This is a genomic window from Bradyrhizobium sp. 139 (assembly GCF_023074175.1).
In the GTDB taxonomy this organism is placed as follows: domain Bacteria; phylum Pseudomonadota; class Alphaproteobacteria; order Rhizobiales; family Xanthobacteraceae; genus Bradyrhizobium.
Map to the genome: position 1 here is coordinate 136,185 of NZ_JADPKS010000051.1, position 23,006 is coordinate 159,190.

Here is a 23,006-nt window from a genome sequence, read left to right on the forward strand (position 1 = left end):
CAGTTGCGGCCACCAACAAAAACATCGAAAACAACCCCATGCACAGTAGCCGACGCCAGCGGGATCAATGACTTACGATGCGAGTAACTCGCGACGCCAAGAATTTGCGATGGCAAGCCGCGATTTGACTCGTCGGGCAAAACACCGGCATCATGTCATGATCCCGCCAACACCGTCGATCAGCCCAACTGAGCCCGCTTGGCGCGCTGCCGCCACGCACCGACGGTCAGCCATAGCGCCGAAACCAGGAAGTAGAGCGCACCGACCGCAGCATAGCCCGAGACATTCTCGATCGTTGGAGAGATCGGCGTCGTGGCCTGAAAGATGAAGAGGCCGCCGGCCAAGGCCGACTGGGCACCGCTGAGCACCATGGCCCACTGCGCGCCAAAACTCTTCCAGCGGCGGATTGCCGTCCCGAGCTGGAGCAATCCGGACAGGATCGCCCAGGCGCCGAAGACGCCGAGCACCCGGTTCATGCTCATCTGCAAGGCAACAAGCACCGTGATGGTGGTCGCCAGGCTGACCACAACGTTCACGGCCTGCGTGCGGTTTCGAGCGAGCCCGCCGCTGCGCAACGCGTCCACGAAGTTGGCGGCGGCATCCCATGCCGGATAAAGGACGAGCAAGGCTCCGGCGATCGCCGGAGATGACGGCCCGACGGCAAACGCAGCAGCGACCCAGGCGGCGGAGAACGCCGCCCGGATGAAGTAGTAGAACCTCAGCCATCGCTCGCGGTCGGCACGAACGAGATCCAATTGATGATGCGCCATGGCGGCCCCTCCTTTACCTACTAGTTGGTAGATTTCGCGCGGCGAGAACGCCTCACCCGGCTTGCCTGCGGGTGTCGTTGCCCTCTCGCGGATATCTTTCAGTGCCGGGTGGACAGCCGATCCAGAAGCGGCCCGGTGATCACACCGAACATCTTTGGATCGCCATAGGCACGCGCCGACAGCATCGCGCCGTGAATGGTCGCCATGAAGCCCTCAGCCTCGACCCGGGCTGTGCCGGAGAGCTTGAGCCGCCCCTTCCGCTTGCCACGCTCCATCACCGACGTCAGCCACGAAGCCAGGAAACGGAAGTGCGCGCGCACTTCCAGCGCCACCTCCTCCGGCAATATCGGGAGCTCACTGGCAAGCATTGCGCACACGCAGAAGGGAGCCGTCGCATCATTGATGCACGCCTCCCAATACGCGACATAGTTTTTGAGCTGCTCGCGCGGGTCCGCAATATTGCGTTCGAGCGCGGACAGTCCCGCCTCGGCTTCCGCGCGGTACCGCGACACGAGGGTGCGGACCAGGTCGACCTTGCTGGCGAAATGGTGGTGGATGCTCGGCTTGCGTATGCCGACGACGTCGGCCACGTCGGCGTAGCTGAAGCCGTTATAGCCGCCCGCGATGATCAGGGTGCGCGCGCAGGCCAGGACGTCGTCGGCAGTCGAGGAAACATTGGTCATGGCCGTTAGCTACCTTCCAGTTGGTAGGCAGTCAAGAACGGGATGCTTCAACGATCCGTGAGTGGTAGGAGCCTGCATGACCATCCGCCCCATTATCCGCTATCCCGACCGCCGGCTCGCAACCCCGGCCCGTCCCGTCACCGTGTTCGACGACGCCTTGCGCGAGCTTGCGGCGGATTTGCTCGAGACGATGCGCGCCGCGCCCGGCATCGGCATCACGGCGCCGCATATCGGCGTGCCCTTGCGCGTCGTCGTGCTCGAGCTCGACGCCAGGGACGGCGTGCAGACCTACGTCAATCCAGAGATCGAGTGGGCCTCGCCCGAGATGATCCTGCACCGCGAAGGCAGCGTCTCGATGCCTGGAGTCAACGACGAGGTCCAGCGCCACGCCCGTGTGCGGGTCAGCTATCGGGATCTCGACGGCACCATGCAAACCGAGGAGTCGGAAGGCTTGCGCGCCGTCTGCCACCAGCACGAGATCGACCAGCTCGACGGGATGTTCTGGATCCAGCGGCTGTCGCGACTGAAGCGGGAGCGGCTGGTGAAGCGGTTTGAAAAGATGGCGCGGGATTAAGAATACGTGGTTGTCGTCCCGATCATCATGCCGAGATCCCGGTTTCTGGCTATATTACTGGGGATACACGAGATGTGGCTATGGGAAATCCGCAGAAGCGCGCCATCAAGAATTACCTGTCCCGCCTCGGCCAGCGCGGTTTGGCGCGCTTCGAAGTGCTCGGTCGGGATGCCGACCGCGACCTCATCCGCTCGCTCGCCAGGCGCCTGTCGGAGGATACGCTGGAGGCCTCGGAGCTTCGGGCCTCCGTCAGCAAGTCGATCGCGGGCGCGCCGCCCACACCCGGCGGGATTCTCGCCGCATTGCGTCGTTCGCCGCTCGTAGGAGCCGGCCTCGATCTTTCCCGCGCCCGTAAAAAGGGCGCAAGGTCGACCTGTGACGCGCGATCTCCTCGATACCAACATCATCGGCGACGTCGTCAAGCGCGGCCATCGGAATCTTTCGCCGGACTTCAGGTCATCAATCCGATCCGCGGAGCCGCTTGATGCAGCTACACCGTCGTCGTATTCCAACGGCTTACCCGCCCGCCATCAGCTCCTCGGCCAGCGCCATGTAGGCCGGCAGCCCGTAGGGCGGGTTAGCGAAAGCGTAACCCGCCATCACGATACATGGTTGATAAAACGATGCGGTAGATTACGCCTTCGGCTAATCTACCCTACGCGCTCATTCGCATGAACGGTCATGGCTGGGTGGTCGTGAATAGCGGCCTGTCGTTTCTTGCGATCGGAAGGGACAGGCCGCCGTCAGAGGGCGCTATTTCAGCGGCAGAAAAACTTCTGCGACCGCCTCATGCTCCGGCACCTCCGGGAAGAGGCTTAGCCGCTGGCAATAGATCGGGAAGTCGCGTGCTTCCTCGCCGCTGGCCGGAAGCCAGTCGCGATAAAGGTAGAGCGCGGCGGGCTCCAGATTGTCGGTATTGCCGACGACGCGCAGCACCGCGCAGCGTCCGCCAGGGATCTCGCCGGCCTTGATCTCGTCGCCGTTTGCCTCGATCGGCTGGTCGGTCCCAACGCAGAGGTCCGTGCTGTAATCGGCAGGCGATGCAGGCCGCCGCTCGGAACGCCAGACATTGAAGGTCGGACTTGTCCTGGGGTGCAGGCCAGCGGCCCTGCGCCAGGCGATGAATCGCTGGATGGTGGCGCCGAGCGTCGCCGGGTCGCCCCGATGCTCCATGATCGCGACCTTCGTGGGCGGCACATCGCGTATCGTCACGTCGTCAGTGGTAAACGTCTTCATGAGCTTGCTCCTCGCGTTGTCGAGAGGCCCGAAGGCCGCAAGCCACGGCTCCCAGTCGGGAGATTTCCGGAACGACGACGGCGATTGCCCGAACCGTTGCCGAAAGGCGCGGGCGAAGGCGTCGGGTGCATCGTAACCGGCATCCATCGCGATCTCCGTGACGCTTTGGGCGTCACTGTAGGCCAGCCGGTGCGAAGCGCGCTTCAACCGGGCAAGCTGGACATAGCGATGCACGGATAACCCGAAGGTCGCCGTAAACTGCCGGTGGAAATGAAATTTCGAGAAGGCCGCAACACCGCTCACCATTTCCAGGTCCAGATCACTGTCAAGATGCCGGTCGATATAGTCCAGCACCCGCCGCATCCGGTCCTGATAGTTTTGAAGCGCCGCCTTCATCGTCCCTCCTCCGTGGCAGCTCCAGATAGTCGCGGACGGCCGTAAATTGCTCGACCAATCTTGCGGTTTGGCAGCCTGAAGTTCGTGGACCGTAGGATGGGTTGAGCCCTTGCGAAACCCATCGCGTTCCTTGTTGAGGAGCGATGATGGGTTTCGCTTCCGCTCTACCCATCCTACAAGCCACCCTACCCGCCCGCCAGCAACGCCTTCGCCAGCGCCATGTAGGCCGGCAGCGTCACGGGATCATTCGCCGCGTTGCCCGCGACCGGATGCGAGGCGTAGCGGGCGATCATCATCTCGGCTTTGGGATCGATGTAGATGCCCTGACCGTGAACGCCGCGCGCCATGTAGGCGCCGTGGGCATTGTGCGTGACCCACCATTGATTGCGATAGGAAGCGCCGGGCAGCGTGGTGTAGCCGGCCGGCTTGAATTTTTCGGGATCGCCACCGCGCGCGATGTCCTCGACAACCGATGAAGGCACGATCTGACGGCCGTTGAAGCGGCCGTGATTGCGCATGGTCTCGCCGAAACGGGCGAGATCGCGCAAGCTGGTCGACAGGCCGCCGCCGCCGCTCTCGGTGCCGATCCGATCGACATGATAATGCGCGTCCTCCTCCGCACCCATGGGAATCCAGATGCGCTCCGAGAGCAGATCAGACAGCGTCATGCCGCTGGCGCGCCGGCAGATCCAGGCGAGCACGTCGGTGTTGACGGTCTTGTAGGCAAAGGCCTTGCCGTGCTCGCCCTGCTTCTTCTGCGCCACGAGGAAATCGAAAATATTGGTCGCCCCCTCATAGCCCGGCTCGATCGGCGCCATGCCGTTGGCGCGCCGCAGTCCCCACACCGCGGAATTCCTGTCGGTGTAGACTTCGGTATATTCGAGGCCCGTGGTCATATCCATGACCTCGTGCACGCGCGCATCGCCGAACGCGCTGGCCTTCAGCTCAGGCACATAGTCCGCCACCTGTGCCTGCGGATCGATCCTGCCCTCGGTGACCAGCATGCCCGCGAGCACCCCGGTGAACGATTTCGTCACCGACATCGCGATATGCGGCTTGTGCGGCTTCAACGCGCCAAAGTAACGCTCGTAGATCAGCTTGCCCCGATGCAGCACGGCGATGCCGTCGGTGTATGTCTCCTCCAGCATCTTCGCAAACGTCATGGGCCGGCCGTCCATCGTGATCGAGACCGACGCGCCGATGTCATGGTCCTCGCGCGGCAGCCTTGAGGTCGGCCCCGCCCCGCGCCAGACGTTCACGGTCGGCACCAGCTGGCGGATGTTGCTCCAGGCCCAGCGCAGCTCGGGGAAGCTGCGGAACGAGCCGTTCTGGAAGGTTATGGTGCGGTCGGGTGCAGGTGGGAAGCCCTTCATCCAGCCAAAAGTTTCGGGATCGGTTTCGGCGGCGGTGGCGGTGGCGGGCGGGTGGTTGGCGGCGGGCGAGACGGACATGAAGATGGGCTCCGGAGGGCGATGCGGTGGTCGTATCATGCGACAGCGCGGCGCACATCCGACACTTGCGCTGGGGGGATCGTCGTCAGGCGCGCGGGCAATGCCCACCATCGGATCAGGCATTGAGCGCCCTTGGCGGTGCATCATCTGAGGCCTACATTTGCCTCAACTGACACGAGGGTTTTCATGAGCAGCCAAGGTACCATTCTCGCCAATCTGCTCGGCATCAAGTCGAAAACGCCCGAGACGACACTTGCGTTGGCCTCTTCCGTGGAAAAAGGGCTGCCGGTGTCCGCACCGGACAAGTTCGCCGGGCGCATCTCGCCGCTCGACGTGCGCGGCTTTGCCTATCGCATCGTGCCGAAGCCGACGCTGGAACGTCGCCGAAAGCACAAGCAGCATCTGACGACCGATGAGAGCGACCGGTTGGCGCGAGTTGCCAAGGTCTTCGCCTTTGGCCTCGAAATTTTCCGCGACGAAGCGAAGGTGCGCGACTTTCTCAACCGACCGCATCCGATGCTGGATGACAAGGTCCCGCTGGAACTTGCCCTCGCGACCGGTCCCGGCGCCGATGCGGTCGTGAATTTGCTCGGGCGCGCGGCCTATGGTGGCGGCGTTTGAGCGTGCAGAAGAGCGATCGCATGCTATCGCATCGGCGACCCCGACGGCGCTTTTCCGATTTATGACGCAGAGGGGCACGGCTCTATCTGGGTCGCTGGAATACGCGCACGGTTGCGGTGATCTACACCTCCGAGCACTACTCCACCGCGATTTTCCGAACGGCGTCTCCTACGAGGTCTTCCAGACCGCCGCCCATCCCGGCTGGGATTCCCGCAACGAGACGATCTGCAAAACGTTTGCGCAGACGTGGTACGAGGACCAGCGATCGGCGTTGCTGATCGTGCCCCGGCGCATCCTGACGCCAAGGGCGTCGCCCATATGGAGCCGGTGTGGTGGGACGAGCGGCTTTACGGGTGGAAGTAAGACAGCGGCGTCGCTCGATCCTGTGTGCGGAATGTCCGACCAATGAAAGCCGGCCTTGAATCGCGGTATTGCGAGTTTTGTGCACCGTCACCGTAACTCTGCGTAATTCTGGTGGCAACGAGCAGGCTGCGAAATCGTTTCGTCGAAAATGCGCGTGAACCCACTTAGCGAATACCACACGCATCAATTTGCGGGCCGCTCACGCGCGCCTCCGGCAAAGAAGGCAATCAATTGCTTCGACAGGAAATCCGGATTTTCGTCGGGCAACCAGTGGCCTGTGTTGGGCGCAACCCCGCCCTGTACGTTTGTCGCCACCTCCCTTGCCATATCGAGCTCCGTCGTCCCATTGCTCTTGTCACCGGCAAGGGCCAGGACGGGCATTGATAGCTTTCGCTTCATGAACTCTTTGAACCGCTTCTCGTCTTCCGGAAATGCCCGGTAGAGTTCGAAGCCTGCCCGGAGCCCGCCTGGCGCGGCATAGGCTCGCGCGTAGACCGCGATGTCTTCATCCGCTACCGGGACATATTCCCGCTGTTTGTAGAAGTCGGTAATGAACGCGTCCGCGTGATCGCCGATCAGCATCTCGGCGACGTCGCGTTGCTGAAAGAGCCCGAAGTGCCAAATCTGCGGATCATGCTTCGCCAACGCTTCATCCCAAACGCGTGTACCCGGCACCGGCACGTCCAGCATGGCGAGCCTGGTAACCTCATCCGGCCATTGCGCCGCATAGGCATAGGCGATCATCACGCCGATATCACGGCCCACAAGATCGACGGTTCTGGCGCCCAGTTGCTGTGCGAGCGCATGAATGTCGGCCGCCATAGTCGCTTTGTCGTAACCGCCCCGCGACTTTTCCGAATCGCCGGCGCCACGATAATCAACGGCGACCACACGATATCCAGCTCTCGCGAGAGCCGGCATCACCCACCTCCACGCATACCAAGTCTGCGGCCAGCCATGCAGCAGAACGATCATCTGACCGTCTACCGGACCGCCGATCACGTAATGCAGGCGCGCGCCATTTGCGTCGGCAAAGTGATGCGTAAATACGTCATTGAAACCGGCAGGAAGTCCTACTCTCGCTGCAGACATAGGTTCGACCTGCGCCGCCGCGAGATTTCTCTGGGCAGGTAGCGCAAGACAGATTGCAAAGAGCACGGTCGCAAAGAGTCGCCTTGATGCAGACCTCATAGGCTTCCCCTTAATGGCGCGGCTCTTCCAGCCCGCGCCAAAACTCGAGCACGGCGGCGACGATCGCCTCGGGCGCGTCCTCCTGGACGAGGTGTTTGGCAGCGGGGATTATGGTAAACGAAGCGCCCGGAATGCGGCGGGCAAGCTCTTCCCCGTCTTTCAGCGGAATGAACGTGTCTTCGGCGCCCCATAGAATGACAACGGGGCATCGAATTTCACCATATCGCCCTTCCACCTCCTCCGAGTACTTGTCATCCATTTGCGCGATCTGCCGCCAGAACGCCTTTCGCCCCTCGTCGCTCAGCCAAGGCTCGAGATAAGGCTGCATTTCCTCCTCGCGCAGACTGTGCTTCACTGCGGCGCTGATGTAAGCGCGCAGGATCGCCTCGTGGATGTAGGCGGGCAAACCGGAGAATACCTCCAAATGCGCTTTCGCCGCCTGGACGAGCGCTGAGCCTTGCGGACTAATCGCAACGGGATCAATCAGCACTAGACTGCGGAAATCGACCTGATCCAGGAGGTGTGCGCGCAGGGCCGCGGAACCACCGAAGTCATGGGCGACGATGTCGGGCCGTTCGATGCTCCAGTGATCCATGAGAGCTGCGAATAATCTGTTCTGGGTCCCGTGCAGGACGTCCGCGTCGGGCTTGGCCGACTGGCCGTAGCCCAGAAGGTCGTAGTAGAAGACGCGCCGATGTCGCGCGAACCACGGTGCGATCCGGCGCCATTCGCGTGAGGAGAAGGGTGAGCCGTGCATCACAACGCTTGGGGGGCCTTCACCCATCACGCCCCAAGCTATTGCCTGTCCCTCGAACGAGAACCGCTCCGGCAGAGCCCATTGCGCCGTCATCATCTTTGTCCTCGATCGCTCCACATATACGTCGAAAATCACATGCGCTCGTTCGATTGTGACACGTCGCAAGGATGAAACGCAGTGCGGCGTCAGCCGTTTCATCTACCCGATCGTGTCGGAGGAGCAGCGACGAGTTCCGATCCCGATCCGAGAAAAGGATGCGATCCACTGCTGGCGACCATCGACAGCGAGGGTGAGCGCGAAGGCTGCCTTCGCACGGCCCAAGCGAAGGACGGGAGCCGGCAGACCGAGCGACGTCTCAAGATCGATTCCGGCGGGCATTTCTATCGTTACCGCATGGAGTCGACGAAAATGCCGGTTCTGGATTATGTCGCCGCACTCAAGGTCGAAGACAATGGTGACGACAGCAGCACCGTCGTCTGGTCGGCGGAATTCAAACCTCGATCGGACGAGGCAAAGACGACCGAAGGGATCAGGAGCTTCTTGAGATCCGGCCTGGATAGTGTTGCGACACTGCACGGCAAGGCAACAGTTTACAAGGCAACAGTTCAACTGTCCGGAGCGAAGGAGCATGCTGCAAAGACACTTGTTCACTTGCCGCACCACGGAACTGGAAGTGGCCTATGAGGCGTCGGGCCCGGCGCGCGGACGCCCGCTTGTCCTTGTGCATGGCTGGCCGGACGACATCCGCTGCTGGGACAAGACGATCGAGCGTATTGGCGACCAGGGGTTCAGAATCTACGCGCCCTATTTGCGTGGGTCGGGGCCAACGCGATTCTTGAACGAGGCCGCGGTGCGTAGCGGCGCGATCGCAGCGCTTGCACTCGATCTGTCACAGTTTCTCGACGTGCTAGACCTGAACGATGTCGTGCTTGCAGGCTATGATTGGGGTGCGCGCGCCGCATATGGTGTCGCGGCTCTGTTCCCCGACCTACTGACAGGTCTCGTTGTCGCCGCGGCCGGTTACGCAACCGCAATTCGCCACGGAAATGCCCTATGACCTGGCGAATCCGTCGGGCGACATCGTCACCATTCCGAATCTGCCCGAGAACCTGCTGGACCCCGCAGGCGTGCCGAACGGCATTTCGTCCAAGATGATCATTGACCCGACGACCCCCGTCGCGCCCGACCGGCGCGGCGACTATGGCGAGGAACTCGACACGCCAGAGGGCACGGACGCCTGGCGCGCGAAGCTCGCCGAGCTCATTAAGGAACTTGGGAAATGAACACGCCGACCCAATCGACGACGCCGTCGATCTGCCCGCGGTGCCGCTCCAAAACGGTGGCGCATCTCGCCTCATCGCCAGTGGCCGGAACCTGGACTGTATTCCAATGCACGACCTGCCTCTATACTTGGCGGTCGAGCAACCCGTCGAGAACACCGATCCGGAGAAGTATCCGAAAGCGTTCCGGCTGATCCGGATTCGCTAACGAACTTGGCCACGATACCCGCGATCACACCCAGGCGATCCTAATCGAAGCTGCGCGGCGTGTCCCTGACTGAGACCGAGTGGTGCAGCGGCGATTACGGCGCACCATTCGCGGATTGAACGACGCCGCTTCAAGCGATCGCAGCTCGGCTTCCGACCGGATGACGGCAAGCGTTGCCGGCGACCTGCCGCGCGTCAGTCGCGCGATATGGACAGCCCCGCGAAAAGCGGAGCGTACGCGGCGAGCCTGCAGGATACAAACTCCGTGAAGAGCCGCACGCGCTTCGTCTTGCGTGTCTCCCCCTGTGTGAGGAGCCAAACCGTTCCGTACATGTGCAGGTCGGTACCCGGCACCCTCACCAGCAGGGGGTCGGCATCGCCGACGAAGCACGGCAGTGTCGTCATCCCGAGCCCTTGCCGTACAGCAACGATCTGCGCCCCGGCGTCCGTGATCCTGAATGGAACCCCCGTGGTGCGAACCTCACCCTCGCTGGCCCAGTCCGGGATTCCATGAATGCTGATGACGATCCACCGGATGGGATCAGGCGCGCCCGCACGCGACGCGGCCAGTCGATCGCGGGACATGTAGACGCCGCCGAACAGCTCCGGTCCCTTCAGGCCGTGAAGATTGAGCGGCAGGGTTTTGCGGTCGTAGACGATGCGGATCGCGACGTCGGCCTCCCGGTTGGTCAGGTTTGCCAGCTCGCCGGACGACTGGACTTCCATCTCGATGTCCGGATGCAGACGCACGAAATCGGCGAAGTCCGGCATGAGCAGGTGTGTCGCCAGCGGCGGCGGCAGCGTCACCCGCAAAAGCCCGCGCACGCTCTGGTCGCGGCCGAAGACGCGCGTCTCCAGCTGGTGCGACGACGCTTCCATCTGGTCCGCGAACTCGAGGACCTCCTCGCCCGCAGCCGTCAGGCGATAGCCCGAAGGCAGCTTTTCGAACATGTGGACGCCGAGGCGTTCCTCGAGCTGGCCGATGCGTCGCAGCACGGTCGCGTGGTTCACACCGAGGCCCTCGGCGGCAGCCCGCACCGAGCCTCCGCGCGCGACGGCAAGAAAGTAGCGAACGTCATCCCAGTCGATCATGGTGCAATCCCGCACCGCGTGGTGCGCCTTCCAAGCCCGTGTCTAACGCCTCGTACAACAGTACGGGCGGCGATCATAGCCTCTGTCGACAAGCACAGCCCAATTCCGAACGGCAGACACACCGATCGATCCGGCTGGCGTCAGCCGTCCAGCCGGATCGATTTTGCACCACCGATGTGCGCGCTTCCGCACTCAACGCCTGACTCCGGCGGACCTATGTCGAGGCTCTCGGGGGCAGATGCTGTCCCGACACCACGACAGGAGAAGTTATGGGAAAGCTTGAAGGTAAGATTGCAGTCATCACGGGTGGATCGAGCGGCATGGCGCTGGCGAGCGCCAAGCGGTTCGTTGAAGAAGGCGCCTATGTTTTCATCACGGGCCGGAGGCAGGAGGCGCTGGACGAGGCCGTCAAGCTGATCGGCCGGAACGTAACCGGCGTGCGCGGCGACGCGGCCAACCTCGACGACCTCGACCGTCTGTTCGACACGGTCAAGCGGGACAAGGGCAGGATCGACGTCCTGTACGCGAGCGCCGGCATCGGCGAAGCCGTCCCGCTCGGCGAGATTACCGAGCAGCATTTCGATGCGGCGTTCAACCTGAATACGCGCGGCACGCTGTTTACGGTTCAGAAGGCGTTGCCGCTGTTCAGCGATGGCGGATCAATCTTCATGACCGGGTCCGTTGCTTCGGTGAAAGGTTTTCCTGGTTACGGCGTGTATGCGGCGAGCAAGGCGGCGTTGCGCTCATTCGCACGCACCTGGCTCAACGAACTGAAGGGCAGGAATATCCGGGTGAACGTGCTGAGCCCGGGGCCGATCGCCACACCGATGCAGGACCAGATTCTCACCGAGGAGGCGAAGCAGATGTTCGAATCCCTGATCCCGCGGGGAAAGATGGGACGTCCTGAGGAAATTGCGGCGGTCGCGCTGTTTCTTGCTTCAGACGATTCGAGCTTCGTGAATGGGGTGGAGTTGTCTGTCGACGGCGGCTTCTCGGCCATCTGAAAAGCCGGGGAATCAATATCAACACGAATCGGAGACGTATTATGAGCTACGCAATTATAGGATTCGGTGCGGTAGGCCAGGCCCTCGCCCGCGCCTTCGCCCGTAAGAATATCGACGTGACCGTCGCGAGCCGCCGGCCGCCCGAGGCGTTGGCGCCGCAGGCTCGGGCGATTGGACCCACGGTCGTCGCCAAGTCGCTGCGGGAAGCGCTCGAGGCCGACACAATCATCCTGGCGGTCCCGTTCGGGGAGCATCGCGAGGTTGCGAAGGCCCTGCCGAGCTGGAAAGGCAAGACGGTCATCGACGCGACGAACGCGTTGGTTCCGCTCGAGGAGCTGGACGGTCTGCTGTCCTCCGCCTTCGTCGCGAAGGCGTTCACCGGCGCCAGGCTGGTGAAAGGCTTCAATCATTTGATTGCGGCCAAACTGGCCGCCGATCCGATCGTCGAGGGCGGCCACCGTGTCGTCTTTCTGTCTGGTGACGACGAGGACGCGATCGCTCCCGTGGCGGCCCTGGCCAAACAGCTGGGGTTCGCACCCGTCAAGCTGGGCAAGCTCAACGAGGGCGGCGCGCTGGTGCACGCACGCGGCCGCGTTTGGGGCCCGCTCATCTTCCAGGATTTGTTCAGGAAGGAGCAGTAATCGATCTACGACCGCGTGATCGACGCCGAGAACTGGTCGCGCGCGCTAACTTCTTCGAGCAGCGCGCGACCAAATATTTGAAGGCCACTGGCAAGGGCCTGCAACCAAAACACGAGGCCGCCCAGCGGCAGGCCGCAACCCACCCATCCCGTTAAGGCCCGGCCGTAGCCCGAGGCGATGGCGAGCCCGCCTAGATAAGGTTCCAAGGGCGTTTGCAATATTGAAGGGCGGCGATCAGGCTGAGCCCAGTCAATGTGAGCCGGCCTGCGCAATGGCCGCGGCGATCTCGTCCTCCGAGCCACCTCCCATGACGACCCCTCCGATATCGAAGGTGGGCACGGAGCGCACGCCCTTGGCTCTGGAAGCGCCGGTTAGCCTTTCGGTTTCCGCCTGCTCTACGAGATCGGCCAGGATGGCTTGCGTTTCCTCAATCGTGAAACCATGCCGCGTGGCGATCTCTGTCAGGACATCCTTATCGGAGATGTTGCGGCCCTCGTGGAAGTTCGCGTTCATCAGGGGTCATCGAGAGATCGTGCTGCGTTCCGCGGTTGCGGGCATGCCTTAGCAGCGCAGCTTCATAGCGTTCTTCTCGCTCATGGCGCGCGGCAGGTGTTCCCGACCAAGCCGCCCGGCGTCGAGTACCGTCTGCCCCCCTCGGTGAGACGATTTTGAACCCGCTGGCTGCCCCTGTTCGATGGGCCGATCGCAGCCATGCAGCGATCAACCACGCCCGCTTGGCCTACGACGCAACGTCGTAAGGGCTTGAATCAGCGCCCAGGCGGAACGTCTCCGCAAGGACGACACCGAGGCGACTGCGCTGTAACCCCTCCCGCCAGAGTAAGCTGTCGGATACCGACATGGGCTCGAGCCTGGGTGATCGTCGCAAGCGAGGAACTGATTGACCTCGCGGCCGACGGGTTTGACGCCGGCATCCGGATGGGCCAGTCCATCGCCGCCGACATGGTCGCGGTACGGTTGACGCCGCCGTTCCCCGTTCATGGTCGTCGGCCGCCCCATTATCTACGCCGGCGGAAGCGGCCGGGGCGCATCGACGATCTACGTCAGCACGCCTAGCCCTGCTGCTCGAGTGCAGCCAGCGAGGCTAGGCTATGGGGGCGATGCAGCAGTCAGTCGGGCTCCTATCGACTCGACGACACAAGGAGCATCATCGGCCGTTCCAGTTCGTCCTCTAGCGCCGGGTTTTCCCTGACTTGCTCCACCGACGGCGCGAACTCATCAACAGCCTCGATGTTGAATCCGGCTCGCATCAGCACGTTAAGTGTAGTTCCGATCTTGCGGTGATACTTCACCACACCTTTCGCGAACCAATCGGTGCGACGCTCCCCTTCGATCGCATAGCGATTGACCGGCCATGTCTTTCGCCCGTCCTCATCCTCGATCCAGTGGGGACGAGTGGCGGCCATGAAAATCGGATGCTCGATCGAAAAGACGAAATGGCTACCCGTCGTGAGAGACCGATGGATCATTCGAGCGAGCCGGTCGAAGTCGCGGACATAGTGGAACGTCAGTGAGCTGAAGGCGAAATCGAAGGCCGCTTCGGGAAGCTCGATCGTCTCGATGTCCGCAATTCGATAGTCGATTGCCGTGTCGGTGGTAACCTCCCGTGCCCGAGAAATCATGTTTTCGGAGAGGTCGACGCCCAGCACCGTCTTGGCACCGTTCTCAACTAGCCAACGCGAGACCCAGCCGAACCCGCAGCCGAGATCGACAGCGCGCTTGCCGGCCACGTGGGGAAACATGGCGCGCAGCGTCGGCCATTCGGGTGCGCCGGCAAGGCCGTGCACCTGCCGTGGAAGCTGACTGTAACCTGAAAAGAAATCGAGATTGTCGTAGATGTTCTGTGCCATGACGTGCTCCGTTCAAGGTAAGGCGGACGAGGCACAGGTGATACCGCAGGACGCGCCCAAGCCAAGCGTCTCAGTCGGCATTCGCATAGGGCAAACACGATCTCGCCTATTGGTTGAAACAATGCTCGCGATGCCAATTTAGAAAATGGGGATGAGGCCGATCAGATATCCGATACGGTGCACGGGCGCGACCGGTCTTGTTGATGATCGACCGCACTCCGTCTGGATCGTTTGTTTGGCGCGAGATCAATATCTCTAAATCATCCTCCAAACTGACCAGACCGCGATCAAACATCCAATGCGCGGTACCTGAAAGAGCGATCCCGTTGCTAATGACATCCGGCCCATTCGCCTCAACAGGCCGTATGTGAGCCGCTGCGACTTCTGCGCGTCCCATCCCGTTGATGAGCTTTAGCCCAGTGATCGCACAACGCTCATCATAGGCGCGCAATACGATCTGATCCGTCCGGGCTTTACGCCTTGGCTGCGTCCTGTGCTGCCTCGAATACATCGCGTGCGGACGTTGTACCCGCTACGTGCTCCGCACCCTCGACTCCGAGGTCCATCCATCCTGCATTCACGGCCTCAAACATTTCTTCGGCAGGTCCGGTGTGGCCCTTCGGGACGCCGAATTGTTCGAACGCTTCCGCCCACCCTGCACGCGGAACTGCAAAGGCTTTCACGTCGAGTTTCAGGACTTCACCCAATTGCTTCGCGACTTCATCCGCGCTGATCATCGAACCAAGCTCGACGACGCGCTGTCCTGACCAGGCTGGACCGCTCAAAAGGGTTGCGACCTCCGCGCCGATGTCGTTCGTCGCGACCATGGTCGATTTCCGGTTTGTCGGGTTGTAGTAGACCGGTAGCGTTCCGCCCTGGGCGACCTGCAAGCCGTAGAGGAGGTTTTCAAAGAAGCCCCCCTGCGCGCACAAATGCGATTGGGGATGTCAGGTTGCGAAAACCTTGCTCCATGAGCGACAAGGCCGTGATCATCCCAAGCCCGCTGGTCCTGTCCGCACCCATCGACGAAAGCGCAACGACCCGCGGCGGCGCTGCCCTGGTGAGCGCCTCGACATAGTTCGCAATCACGCCCTTTGCTTCCTTGAAATCGGGCGAGGGAGCCCAGACAGCCGGCAACATGACAAACGCGCCTTCGACGTCTTTGAGCGCCCGCTCGATGGCTGCCGAATCGTTCCAGTCACCGTCAACCAATTCCACGCCCTGGCTTGCCCAGCTTGACGTCTTCTCGCGATTGCGGACCAGCGCGCGGACTTCCTTGCCGCGCGCCAACAGATGTTCTGCCGTCGCACCGCCCACTTTTCCCGTGATTCCCATTACCAAAAACATGCGTTTACTCCTGATCTTGGGGGGCCGAGCCCCCGGTTGGTTCAGCGGATGAGCGGCAGAAGGGCCCGGACACGGGCATCGCGCGCGTAGAGGCCGCCCCATGTCAGCGCGCCCAGCAGCAGGGAAATGAGTTCCGGCGGCGATCCCAACTCACCGATGCGGACATGGGCGCAGATGGCGCCGCCCAGAAAGCCCGTCACCAGGATCGCGCCGAGGACGGCGGTGGCCGGGACAGCGTAAAGGATGGCGCAGGCGAGTATGATCGGACCCACGACACGGGTCAGGTCCATCGCGAACCCGGTTTCCTGCAACATGCTCGCGATCTGTGCCGGCGCGAAAAGCTGAATAGTGCCGTCTGCCGCCAGAGCGACAACGACAGCCGCGCTCATTATCCGGCCAGCCCACAGAGCGCGATGCAAATTCATGGCTTCCGGCGCCTGATAAAGATTCATAGTTTCCGACACTTGGCGTTCTCCGAGAGGGTCACCTGTCTTCGAGGCCTCTACTTACTGTGTCTCTCGGGTGTGATAAATGTCGGAGAAATGAACTCACTGTTCCCCATGGAATGAACAATGCGAAAGGCCCGAAAATGCGGAATCTCGAGCCTATCCTCATTTTCCTGACGGTCGCGGAAATGGGGAGCTTCACCCGCGCGGCCGATAGCCTGGGCATTCAAAAGGGAAGGGCTTCAACAGCGGTCCGGAAGCTGGAAGAAGATATCGGTGTCAGGCTCCTGCACCGGACGACGCGCAGCGTTCAGTTGACGGAGGACGGATGCGCATTTCATGCCCGCGCCCGCGATCTGCTTGCTGAAGTCGATGACCTGCACTCGATGTTCGCAGGCGATCGCGTGGCGCTCCGCGGGCGTTTACGAGTCGATCTTCCGACCGAGGTGGCTCGCACGACGATCATGCCGGCCTTGCCGGATTTCATGGCGACCCACCCCGAGTTGGAGTTGGAGGTGTCGAGTACGGATCGGCAAGTCGATCTGGTTCAAGAGGGATTCGACTGTGTGTTGCGGCTTGGACCCGTAGGGGACGAGACGCTAATTGCCCGCCCACTGGGCCAGTTGCGCATGGTCAACGCCGCCAGTCCCGCCTATCTGGCGCGCCATGGCGTCCCTCGATCGCTGGACGATCTCCAGCGTCAGGAACATCGGACAATTCATTTTTCGACGATGCCGGGCGCTAGACCCATTGGATGGGAATATCCGGACGGCGACACCTACGCGACGCTTCACTTGCCAGGTGCGCTACGCGTCAACAGCGCGCAGACATATGAAGCCGCTGCCGTCGCCGGCCTGGGTCTGATTCAGGCGCCACTCTTGGGGATCGGCCCATATTTACAGAGCGGAGCGCTTGTGGAGATTATACCCGATTTTCGTCGCCGGGCGCTCCCCGTGTCCCTCGTCGTGGCGCATCGGGGCAATCTGTCGCGCCGTGTCCGCGCATTCATGAAATGGATCGAAGATGTGTTGACGCCGTATCTGGAATAGCGAGACGAACATCTTCGTCCGGCCCTCGAAATCAACGGCAGAGTAATTTCAGGCCACTGGTCGGCAGGATCTCGCCCATATCCGGGGCAGCCACGACAAAGGAACGCGGTATGCGAGAACTATCGACTACGATTGCTGCGGCGACATCACACAGTGGGCTTTGCTGTCCTGCCTTACTCCGCAATATCCCCCGTCACTCCCACTCAATCATTTACGACGCTGCTTCCACGTTGATTTGAAAGAAACAATCCTCAAAGCACTCGCTGAAAGTCCGACGGTATGCCCGCCTAAAATTGTCGATCTTGAATTCACAGGAAGATCTTTGCGGGTCGGAAGAATGGCTGTTTCGGGAAGTATCGGAATCAATCGACCGCGTGCCGCACTTGCTTAGCACAATAGCCACCGCTCACGGTCTAACTGGAAAATCTGTGATACCGTCAGCCGAGGAAAACGCCCGCTGACGCACGGCCAACTCGACCATCATACAAGGCATGTAAGTCCGCTTTGCACCACTAGCGTATCGACGCCAACTTCCTGAATATCGAATTCGCAGTTTAACCCATGCGGACCATTTGAGGGAATAACGAACATCGCTTGCGCTCGATCCGGAAGCTACGGCGACGATCTGGTGCGTAACCAAATCCCTGCTCGCGGCAATGACGCGAGAAACAGAACGACGCAGACGCATAGCAGGACAATATCCTTGAACAGGAACTCTCCTGCCAGATTCCAGGCCATCGGATCGGTCGAAAGGCTCCACTTCACGACGCCGGGTGTCGTAAAGAAAAACGACCATGTAATCGCGAACGTAACGACGCCAAGAAGTGAGCCCAAGGCTGAAAGAAGTGGGTTGAACGCGCCTCCCACAAGGAGCGCCGCGATGACGAACTCCGCAACTCCCAAGAAGTATGCCTCGCCTCTCAAGCCGAGCACCGAGAGCCAAGAAATGAAGGGGCTGTTGGTTATGAACTGCGCGATGCCTTGTGCCGATTGCGGCGTAAACTTCTGCATTCCGAACGACACGAATATGAGGACCATGACCCACCGCAAGATGGCCAGAAATCGATAAGATCCCGAGCCGCTCTCGGCTATATTGAACACTTCCTTCATCAGATCCTCACAACCAATTGGCGCGCTGCGATCTACCGCGTCCCAGCTTTACCCTGTACGCAGGTTCCATCGACTCGTTACGTGCGGCGCCGCTGATGAAGGGTCACGATTTTGTGCAGGAGATGTTGGGAATATTAGGTCGCTCTGCCGCACGACAGCCTTTAGGGCAGATTGCGGCGTCTGGCCCAGCGGGGCCAATTCCACTGGTCGGCTCCATGTCGGCTGTCAGAGCCATCAGACCAAGCCAAGGCCATACTAAACGAAAGTCTCAGGGGAAAGCCGGTTTCTTTCTGCTCGTCGCAGCGGGTTGAGTCGACTGCGCCTCACTCGGGGATCTCCAGCAACTTTGCGGCACTTCGATAGATATCTGTAAGATCGTCGAGCATGTGAAGGACCTCTTTGAATTGCCTGAAATTGTAATCGGGCCTTAGATCGCTGATGCGTCGACGCTCTGCGCGAGCTTCGTCTAGTCGTCCGGCTGCCGCAAGCGTCAGCGCCGACACTGCATGCGCATGAACATGATCGCCGGCATTTAGCCCAACAAGCTTGGCACATTGAGCGGCCTCTTGAACTTTGCCGAGACGAAGCAGCGCGAAGGTCCGCACCCTATGGGTTCCAAACATCATCGGATCAAGCGGGCTGAGACGAGCCGCGGTATCGGCAGCAGCTATCGCGCTCTCGGGAGCCCCCGTCTGGCATTGCACAAATGCAAGAGAGTAGTGAGCGAAAGCGTAATTGGGACTTAAATCAATGGATCGATTGAGTCCGTCGACGGCGCCCTCGTGGGAATACGCGAGCCATTTCGCCCGACCAATCGCGCAATGTGCCGCCGGGTCGCTGGGATCCGCCAAGAGTGCTTGCTCGGCAGTCTCCAATGCCAAAGGGATCTCGCGTTTTGATTCACGTACGTTCAGATGGAAGGCGTTATGAAAATGCGTGAACGATAATCCCGCATAGCTTCTCGAGAACGTCGGATCGCGGGCGACTGCCCTGTTGAAGAAGTGCTGAGCCTCCCGGTTACCGTCGCTTGTGAAGCGAGACATGCTGGTTAGGCCTCGATGGTACGCCTGCCATGCATCGAGTGAAGCTGGCGGTATGAGCAGCGCGCGGTTTCGTTCGATGACATGAATTTCTGCATCAAGACCTGTTATGATGCGCGCGGCCAGCAAGGGAGGCGCGGCAAAGGACTCGTCGGCGTTGCATTTGAATTCGTCGACCCAAAAGAGGCGGTCGCTTTTTGGGTCGATCAGTTCCACTAAAACAACATATCCTTTCCCCTCGCGCCGCAGGTGGCCGGACACGACATAATCCGCATTCACCAGGGCGGCTGCTGCTCCGGGGTGCAAGGTACGCAGCGAAAAAGCCGTTCCTCGGGCAATAACGCTGAAGCTTCGCAATTTCGCAAAACCGAAGATGATATCGCTGCTGATGCTGTCGGCGTCTGCAACGCTTTCCGGCGCCGCCGTGAAAGGGAGCAAAAGTACGGTAGATCTTCGCGAGCCCGCCGGTGATGAGCTCGAAGGAGCATCGAAATGGGCGGTAACGATCAAGCTTACGACGTCCGGCTTCGAGGTGAGTCGTCGCGCTGCCGCGAAAGCGGCTTCGAGCGTTTCCGGATCGATGCCTTCAGTCCGCAAGCTCGTTACAGATAAATTGATCTGGCGCTGAGCCTCCGCATAAAGACCGCGCCGGAGCAGCGCGCGAACGAGCTCGAGGTGAGCCGCTTCGTCGAACGGTGCTACTTCGATGCACTCTCGCAGGAATTCAATACGATCGTCGCTCTCCGGCGGCAGGACCGAACTGAGCCGTTCGAGAAGCTGTTGGCGCATCTGACCGAAGCGGTGCCGCTGGCCGGCAAGCCAGTTTTCGATCGGTGGAGCGCCAACCAGCGAAAGACCCTCGAGGAAGTCACCCCTGAACAAAGCCAATACCGACCGAAGCTCGCCAGGTGAAGCATCTGCCAGCGTCTTCCGCATCCGTAGCGTGACAGATTGGGCATCGACATCAAGCGAACCTGCATCGATCCAAACCTGCTTGCGGTCGGCGATAATTCGCTTCTTTGTCGGCCGGTCCAGGAGGGGTCGTAGCTTGGAAAGGCACCAGCGCAACTCGCTACGTGGGTCGTCCGCGACGTCCCAAAACAACTCGCACAGCTTTTCGCGGGTGACAGGGCGCGGCGACATCGCGAGATACCCAAGGAGGGCCCGGACTTTACGCGAAGGCGGCTGGCTCAACGGGGCGCCATTGTGGATGACCTGAAGCGGTCCCAGCAATAGCACCCGATCCGTCAACTGACTCGCCATTTCCATGATCACACCAACGCTGGCTCCAACGAGGACCGCGTAAAGTGGGGAGTAGGATATCTTCTGGCTACCGAGCAAATTAACACATTCCAGCGTTTCCAAGAAGACGAAAGTTCAATGAGATCAGACGTATGGCTCCGAAAGACGTTCTCGACCAGATCCTCGGACAGGGCAGCCAACCTGTCGTGATCGTAATGTCCAGGGTGCGCGGCGATGACGAATGGAGGGATAGCCACACCAGATAGAATGAACGCCTTTTCCGATGGCGTATTCGCCGTGATCATCACGATTCTCGTGCTGGAACTACATCCTCCAAGGGAAGCGAGCTTTCGATCGTTATTGGAACTATGGCCGACCGCAATCAGCTACACGATCAGCTACATATTCATCGCAATCGTTTGGGTAAATCATCATCACCTTTTGCGGTTTCCCGATGCTGCAACACAACGCTTAATTTGGGGAAACTTTGCGCATCTGTTCGCCGTCTCGTTGATCCCGTTTGCCACCGCATGGATCGCGACCACTCAATTGGGCGCAGCCGCCGTCGCTTTCTATGCGGGCGATTTCTTCCTGGTCAATTTGACGTATTTGCTGCTGTGCCTGGAGGCTGTCGACAGGTCCGCGCCTCACAAGGTCGAGTCGAAAGTCCGATCGATGATGCGTATGCGCTCGTTTGCGACGCTGGCGGTGTTCGCCGCCGCAGGAATCGCAGCGCTTCGCTATCCGATCGCAGGGATGGTGCTGATATGCCTTTGTCTATTCGTTTACGTGAGTCCAGCGCGAATAGTAGGAGCGTCTGATGAGTCCGGTCAGATACAAAACAGTCGAAGTTAATGGCATCAGGATTTTCTATCGCGAAGCGCGTAACGTCGGCGCGCCGAAGCTGCTTCTCTTGCACGGTTTTCCGAGCGCAAGCCATATGTTCCGCGGACTGTTTCCCCTCGTTGCCGAAAAGTTCGACGTGATCGCGCCGGACCTTCCCGGCTTCGGCCAATCCGAGATGCCAGCGCGAGAGAAGTTCCTATACACATTCGAGAACATCGCTCGGGTAATCGAGCGCTTTACGGAGATCGTTGAATTCGATCGCTTCGCGCTTTACGTTTTTGACTACGGCGCGCCGACGGGCTTTCGAATGGCCGTTCGTCATCCAGAGCGGATCACAGCTATCATCTCGCAGAACGGTAATGCCTATGAAGAGGGTCTCAGTGAGGGGTGGACCCCGGTCCGAGCTTACTGGGAAGACGCCTCGCAAGCGAACCGAAAAGCGCTTCGCGCGTTTCTCACCCCCGAAACGACAAGCTGGCAGTACACGCACGGCGTGCCCGATTCCACGATCGTGTCGCCGGACGGTCGGAACCTCGACAACTACTATTTGGCTCGTCCCGGAGCAGATGAAATTCAGCTCGACCTTCTGGGCGACTATAAAAGCAATGTCGCGCTGTATCCCTCATTCCAACGATATTTCCGGACACACAAGCCGCCATTTTTGGCGGTGTGGGGCAAGAACGATCCGTTCTTCCTTCCGTCCGGCGCCCAAGCATTCAAGCGGGACATTCCAGAGGCAACGATTCGCTTCTTCGACACCGGCCACTTCGCGCTGGAGACGCACTGCACTGAAATCGCGAAAGTCATCAGCGATTTCTTGGGTGACCAGGCGGGTCAACAGAAGACGTCTCACGGCTTCGAGCATTAGGAGACACTCATGGGATTATCCTGGCAACAAGGTCCGCTCTCGACGGGCGCAGCCGGTCGGTTTCTCGTGCCCGAACCATTGCCGAAGCGATTGCTGTATGTGGAGCGGCTGCGAAGGCGGATGCGCGTCCGCTTCGGCGGCGCCTGGGTCGCCGATAGCGAAAACGTTCTTCTGCTGTTCGAGCCGGCCCGCTATCCGGTCGCCTACTTCCCGGAGGCGGATATAGCTTCGGGAATCCTGGAGCGCACCGAGCAAACTACCCAGCATGCCGATCTCGGGCCCACCTCCTGGTACAGCGTCCGTGCCCGCGCGGAGCACGTCGCGGCCCGGGGCGCCTGGCAGCATACGGGCCTGCCGGCGCATGCAAGCGACTTGCAGGGACGCATCGCCTTCGCCTGGCGCGCAATGGATGCGTTCTACGAGGAAGACGAGCGGATCGTCGGCCATGCCGCCGACCCCTATCACCGCATCGACATTCGCCAGGCCTCGCGCAATCTCGTGGTTCGCCACGGCGACCGCGTCGTCGCCGACACCAAGCGGCCGCTGGTACTCTACGAGTCCGGCTTCGCGCCGCGCTGGTACGTTCCGCGCGAGGACATCGACGAAGCGACGCTCGCGCCGGTGAAGCTGCAGACCTTCTGCCCCTACAAGGGGCTGTGCAGCTACTTCTCCATCGGCGACGCGCGGCAGGCAGCCTGGTCGTACCCCGCCCCCTATCCTGAGGTGCGCCGCATCTCCGACATGGTCTCGTTCGAGCCTGACGTCGTCACGGTCCAGCTCGATGGCGTTCAGCTTCGTCTCGAGCCAGGTCAGTCGGTAGTGCCGCACGGTCCCGACCGCAACCTCGATGTCGAAGAGTTCGCCCGAGCGCAGCGCGTGGCCGCGGCGGGCCACGAGGCGGCCCCCAACTGAAGCGGAGCCGGA

27 protein-coding genes and 3 pseudogenes are annotated in these 23,006 nt (G+C 61.0%); 15 read left to right on the forward strand and 15 right to left on the reverse strand.

Annotation, left to right across the window (positions count from 1 at the left end; genetic code table 11):
- Positions 1-179: 179 nt before the first annotated feature.
- Together IVA80_RS13855 and IVA80_RS13860 are read right to left on the reverse strand one after the other, a co-directional pair.
- Complete coding sequence (locus IVA80_RS13855; protein ID WP_247430501.1) at positions 180-770, reverse strand: DUF308 domain-containing protein; 591 nt, start codon at positions 768-770, stop codon at positions 180-182.
- 98 nt (positions 771-868) lie between these two features.
- Positions 869-1,453, reverse strand: coding sequence for a TetR/AcrR family transcriptional regulator (locus IVA80_RS13860; protein WP_247430505.1), 585 nt, complete (start codon positions 1,451-1,453; stop codon positions 869-871).
- 76 nt (positions 1,454-1,529) lie between these two features.
- Here IVA80_RS13860 and IVA80_RS13865 point away from each other — a divergent pair, with 76 nt between their 5' ends.
- Together IVA80_RS13865 and IVA80_RS13870 are read left to right on the forward strand one after the other, a co-directional pair.
- Positions 1,530-2,027: a peptide deformylase gene (locus IVA80_RS13865; protein WP_247430507.1), complete on the forward strand. Its 498-nt coding sequence runs from the start codon at positions 1,530-1,532 to the stop codon at positions 2,025-2,027.
- An 80-nt stretch (positions 2,028-2,107) separates the two neighbouring features.
- A pseudogene (locus IVA80_RS13870) lies at positions 2,108-2,395 on the forward strand (hypothetical protein); the annotation flags it as partial.
- Positions 2,396-2,780: 385 nt separating this feature from the next.
- Here IVA80_RS13870 and IVA80_RS13875 read toward each other — a convergent pair.
- Both IVA80_RS13875 and IVA80_RS13880 read right to left on the reverse strand, forming a co-directional pair.
- Complete coding sequence (locus IVA80_RS13875; protein ID WP_247430509.1) at positions 2,781-3,659, reverse strand: AraC family transcriptional regulator; 879 nt, start codon at positions 3,657-3,659, stop codon at positions 2,781-2,783.
- 185 nt (positions 3,660-3,844) lie between these two features.
- Positions 3,845-5,110 carry a serine hydrolase gene (locus IVA80_RS13880; protein ID WP_247430511.1) on the reverse strand — a complete coding sequence of 422 codons (1,266 nt, stop codon included), beginning with the start codon at positions 5,108-5,110 and terminating at the stop codon, positions 3,845-3,847.
- 186 nt (positions 5,111-5,296) lie between these two features.
- On the opposite strand from IVA80_RS13880, the gene IVA80_RS13885 reads away from it, so the two are divergent.
- On the forward strand, positions 5,297-5,731 hold the full coding sequence (locus tag IVA80_RS13885; protein WP_247430513.1) for an antitoxin Xre/MbcA/ParS toxin-binding domain-containing protein: 435 nt from the start codon (positions 5,297-5,299) through the stop codon (positions 5,729-5,731).
- Between the two features lie 116 nt (positions 5,732-5,847).
- On the forward strand, positions 5,848-6,009 hold the full coding sequence (locus IVA80_RS38590) for a hypothetical protein (RefSeq protein ID WP_346347997.1): 162 nt from the start codon (positions 5,848-5,850) through the stop codon (positions 6,007-6,009).
- A gap of 268 nt (positions 6,010-6,277) precedes the next feature.
- On the opposite strand, the gene IVA80_RS13890 is transcribed toward IVA80_RS38590, so the two are convergent.
- Together IVA80_RS13890 and IVA80_RS13895 are read right to left on the reverse strand one after the other, a co-directional pair.
- Positions 6,278-7,285, reverse strand: a complete 1,008-nt coding sequence (locus tag IVA80_RS13890; protein WP_247430515.1) for an alpha/beta hydrolase — start codon at positions 7,283-7,285, stop codon at positions 6,278-6,280.
- Between the two features lie 10 nt (positions 7,286-7,295).
- Positions 7,296-8,240 (reverse strand): alpha/beta hydrolase, encoded by a 945-nt coding sequence (locus tag IVA80_RS13895; protein ID WP_247430517.1) that lies wholly within the window; start codon positions 8,238-8,240, stop codon positions 7,296-7,298.
- On the opposite strand from IVA80_RS13895, the gene IVA80_RS13900 reads away from it, so the two are divergent.
- Genes IVA80_RS13900 through IVA80_RS38595 form a run of 4 tightly spaced genes read left to right on the forward strand, consistent with a single transcriptional unit; the run spans position 8,220 to position 9,516 of the window.
- The gene (locus IVA80_RS13900; protein WP_247430520.1) at positions 8,220-8,726 is read left to right on the forward strand and encodes an SRPBCC family protein; all 507 of its coding nucleotides are present in this window, start codon (positions 8,220-8,222) and stop codon (positions 8,724-8,726) included. The two genes, IVA80_RS13895 and IVA80_RS13900, sit on opposite strands and share 21 nt — an antisense overlap.
- Complete coding sequence (locus IVA80_RS13905) at positions 8,716-9,099, forward strand: alpha/beta hydrolase (RefSeq protein WP_247430522.1); 384 nt, start codon at positions 8,716-8,718, stop codon at positions 9,097-9,099. Before IVA80_RS13900 ends, IVA80_RS13905 begins: the two co-directional genes overlap by 11 nt.
- Complete coding sequence (locus IVA80_RS13910) at positions 9,089-9,325, forward strand: hypothetical protein (RefSeq protein WP_247430524.1); 237 nt, start codon at positions 9,089-9,091, stop codon at positions 9,323-9,325. Before IVA80_RS13905 ends, IVA80_RS13910 begins: the two co-directional genes overlap by 11 nt.
- Positions 9,322-9,516, forward strand: coding sequence for a non-oxidative hydroxyarylic acid decarboxylases subunit D (locus tag IVA80_RS38595; RefSeq protein WP_346347998.1), 195 nt, complete (start codon positions 9,322-9,324; stop codon positions 9,514-9,516). Before IVA80_RS13910 ends, IVA80_RS38595 begins: the two co-directional genes overlap by 4 nt.
- Before the next feature lie 208 nt (positions 9,517-9,724).
- Here the strand turns inward: IVA80_RS38595 and IVA80_RS13915 are convergent, their stop codons facing one another.
- Positions 9,725-10,621: a LysR family transcriptional regulator gene (locus IVA80_RS13915; protein ID WP_247430527.1), complete on the reverse strand. Its 897-nt coding sequence runs from the start codon at positions 10,619-10,621 to the stop codon at positions 9,725-9,727.
- Positions 10,622-10,890: 269 nt separating this feature from the next.
- On the opposite strand from IVA80_RS13915, the gene IVA80_RS13920 reads away from it, so the two are divergent.
- Together IVA80_RS13920 and IVA80_RS13925 are read left to right on the forward strand one after the other, a co-directional pair.
- Positions 10,891-11,625, forward strand: coding sequence for an SDR family oxidoreductase (locus tag IVA80_RS13920; protein ID WP_247430529.1), 735 nt, complete (start codon positions 10,891-10,893; stop codon positions 11,623-11,625).
- A 41-nt stretch (positions 11,626-11,666) separates the two neighbouring features.
- Complete coding sequence (locus IVA80_RS13925; RefSeq protein WP_247430531.1) at positions 11,667-12,266, forward strand: NADPH-dependent F420 reductase; 600 nt, start codon at positions 11,667-11,669, stop codon at positions 12,264-12,266.
- A gap of 249 nt (positions 12,267-12,515) precedes the next feature.
- Here IVA80_RS13925 and IVA80_RS13930 read toward each other — a convergent pair whose 3' ends face one another.
- Positions 12,516-12,779 (reverse strand): DsbA family protein, encoded by a 264-nt coding sequence (locus IVA80_RS13930; RefSeq protein WP_247430533.1) that lies wholly within the window; start codon positions 12,777-12,779, stop codon positions 12,516-12,518.
- A 363-nt stretch (positions 12,780-13,142) separates the two neighbouring features.
- On the opposite strand from IVA80_RS13930, the pseudogene IVA80_RS13940 reads away from it, so the two are divergent.
- Positions 13,143-13,337, forward strand: a pseudogene (locus tag IVA80_RS13940) (LysR family transcriptional regulator); the annotation flags it as partial.
- Positions 13,338-13,405: 68 nt separating this feature from the next.
- Here the strand turns inward: IVA80_RS13940 and IVA80_RS13945 are convergent.
- From IVA80_RS13945 to IVA80_RS13965, 5 genes and pseudogenes are all read right to left on the reverse strand, one after another.
- Positions 13,406-14,134 (reverse strand): methyltransferase domain-containing protein, encoded by a 729-nt coding sequence (locus tag IVA80_RS13945; RefSeq protein WP_247430535.1) that lies wholly within the window; start codon positions 14,132-14,134, stop codon positions 13,406-13,408.
- Between the two features lie 106 nt (positions 14,135-14,240).
- Positions 14,241-14,591 (reverse strand): annotated as a pseudogene (locus tag IVA80_RS13950) (HNH endonuclease); the annotation flags it as partial.
- A gap of 16 nt (positions 14,592-14,607) precedes the next feature.
- Positions 14,608-14,961: a hypothetical protein gene (locus IVA80_RS13955; protein ID WP_247430537.1), complete on the reverse strand. Its 354-nt coding sequence runs from the start codon at positions 14,959-14,961 to the stop codon at positions 14,608-14,610.
- A 79-nt stretch (positions 14,962-15,040) separates the two neighbouring features.
- A complete protein-coding gene (locus IVA80_RS13960) occupies positions 15,041-15,481 on the reverse strand; it encodes an NAD(P)H-binding protein (RefSeq protein WP_247430539.1) in 441 nt (146 codons plus the stop codon).
- A 41-nt stretch (positions 15,482-15,522) separates the two neighbouring features.
- A complete protein-coding gene (locus IVA80_RS13965; protein ID WP_247430541.1) occupies positions 15,523-15,945 on the reverse strand; it encodes a DoxX family protein in 423 nt (140 codons plus the stop codon).
- A gap of 125 nt (positions 15,946-16,070) precedes the next feature.
- Here IVA80_RS13965 and IVA80_RS13970 point away from each other — a divergent pair, with 125 nt between their 5' ends.
- On the forward strand, positions 16,071-16,976 hold the full coding sequence (locus IVA80_RS13970; protein ID WP_247430543.1) for a LysR family transcriptional regulator: 906 nt from the start codon (positions 16,071-16,073) through the stop codon (positions 16,974-16,976).
- 612 nt (positions 16,977-17,588) lie between these two features.
- On the opposite strand, the gene IVA80_RS13975 is transcribed toward IVA80_RS13970, so the two are convergent.
- The gene (locus IVA80_RS13975) at positions 17,589-18,086 is read right to left on the reverse strand and encodes a DUF417 family protein (protein WP_247430546.1); all 498 of its coding nucleotides are present in this window, start codon (positions 18,084-18,086) and stop codon (positions 17,589-17,591) included.
- Positions 18,087-18,409: 323 nt separating this feature from the next.
- Positions 18,410-20,395: a BTAD domain-containing putative transcriptional regulator gene (locus IVA80_RS13980; protein WP_247430655.1), complete on the reverse strand. Its 1,986-nt coding sequence runs from the start codon at positions 20,393-20,395 to the stop codon at positions 18,410-18,412.
- A 240-nt stretch (positions 20,396-20,635) separates the two neighbouring features.
- Here IVA80_RS13980 and IVA80_RS13985 point away from each other — a divergent pair, with 240 nt between their 5' ends.
- The 3 genes from IVA80_RS13985 to IVA80_RS13995 are packed head-to-tail and all read left to right on the forward strand — an operon-like array spanning position 20,636 to position 22,994.
- Positions 20,636-21,223: a TMEM175 family protein gene (locus IVA80_RS13985; RefSeq protein WP_247430548.1), complete on the forward strand. Its 588-nt coding sequence runs from the start codon at positions 20,636-20,638 to the stop codon at positions 21,221-21,223.
- On the forward strand, positions 21,189-22,082 hold the full coding sequence (locus tag IVA80_RS13990) for an alpha/beta hydrolase (RefSeq protein ID WP_247430550.1): 894 nt from the start codon (positions 21,189-21,191) through the stop codon (positions 22,080-22,082). The genes IVA80_RS13985 and IVA80_RS13990 overlap by 35 nt, the downstream gene beginning before the upstream one ends.
- 9 nt (positions 22,083-22,091) lie before the next feature.
- Entirely contained in the window at positions 22,092-22,994 is a 903-nt protein-coding gene (locus IVA80_RS13995) for a DUF427 domain-containing protein (RefSeq protein ID WP_247430552.1), read from the forward strand.
- The last annotated feature ends 12 nt before the right edge of the window (positions 22,995-23,006 follow it).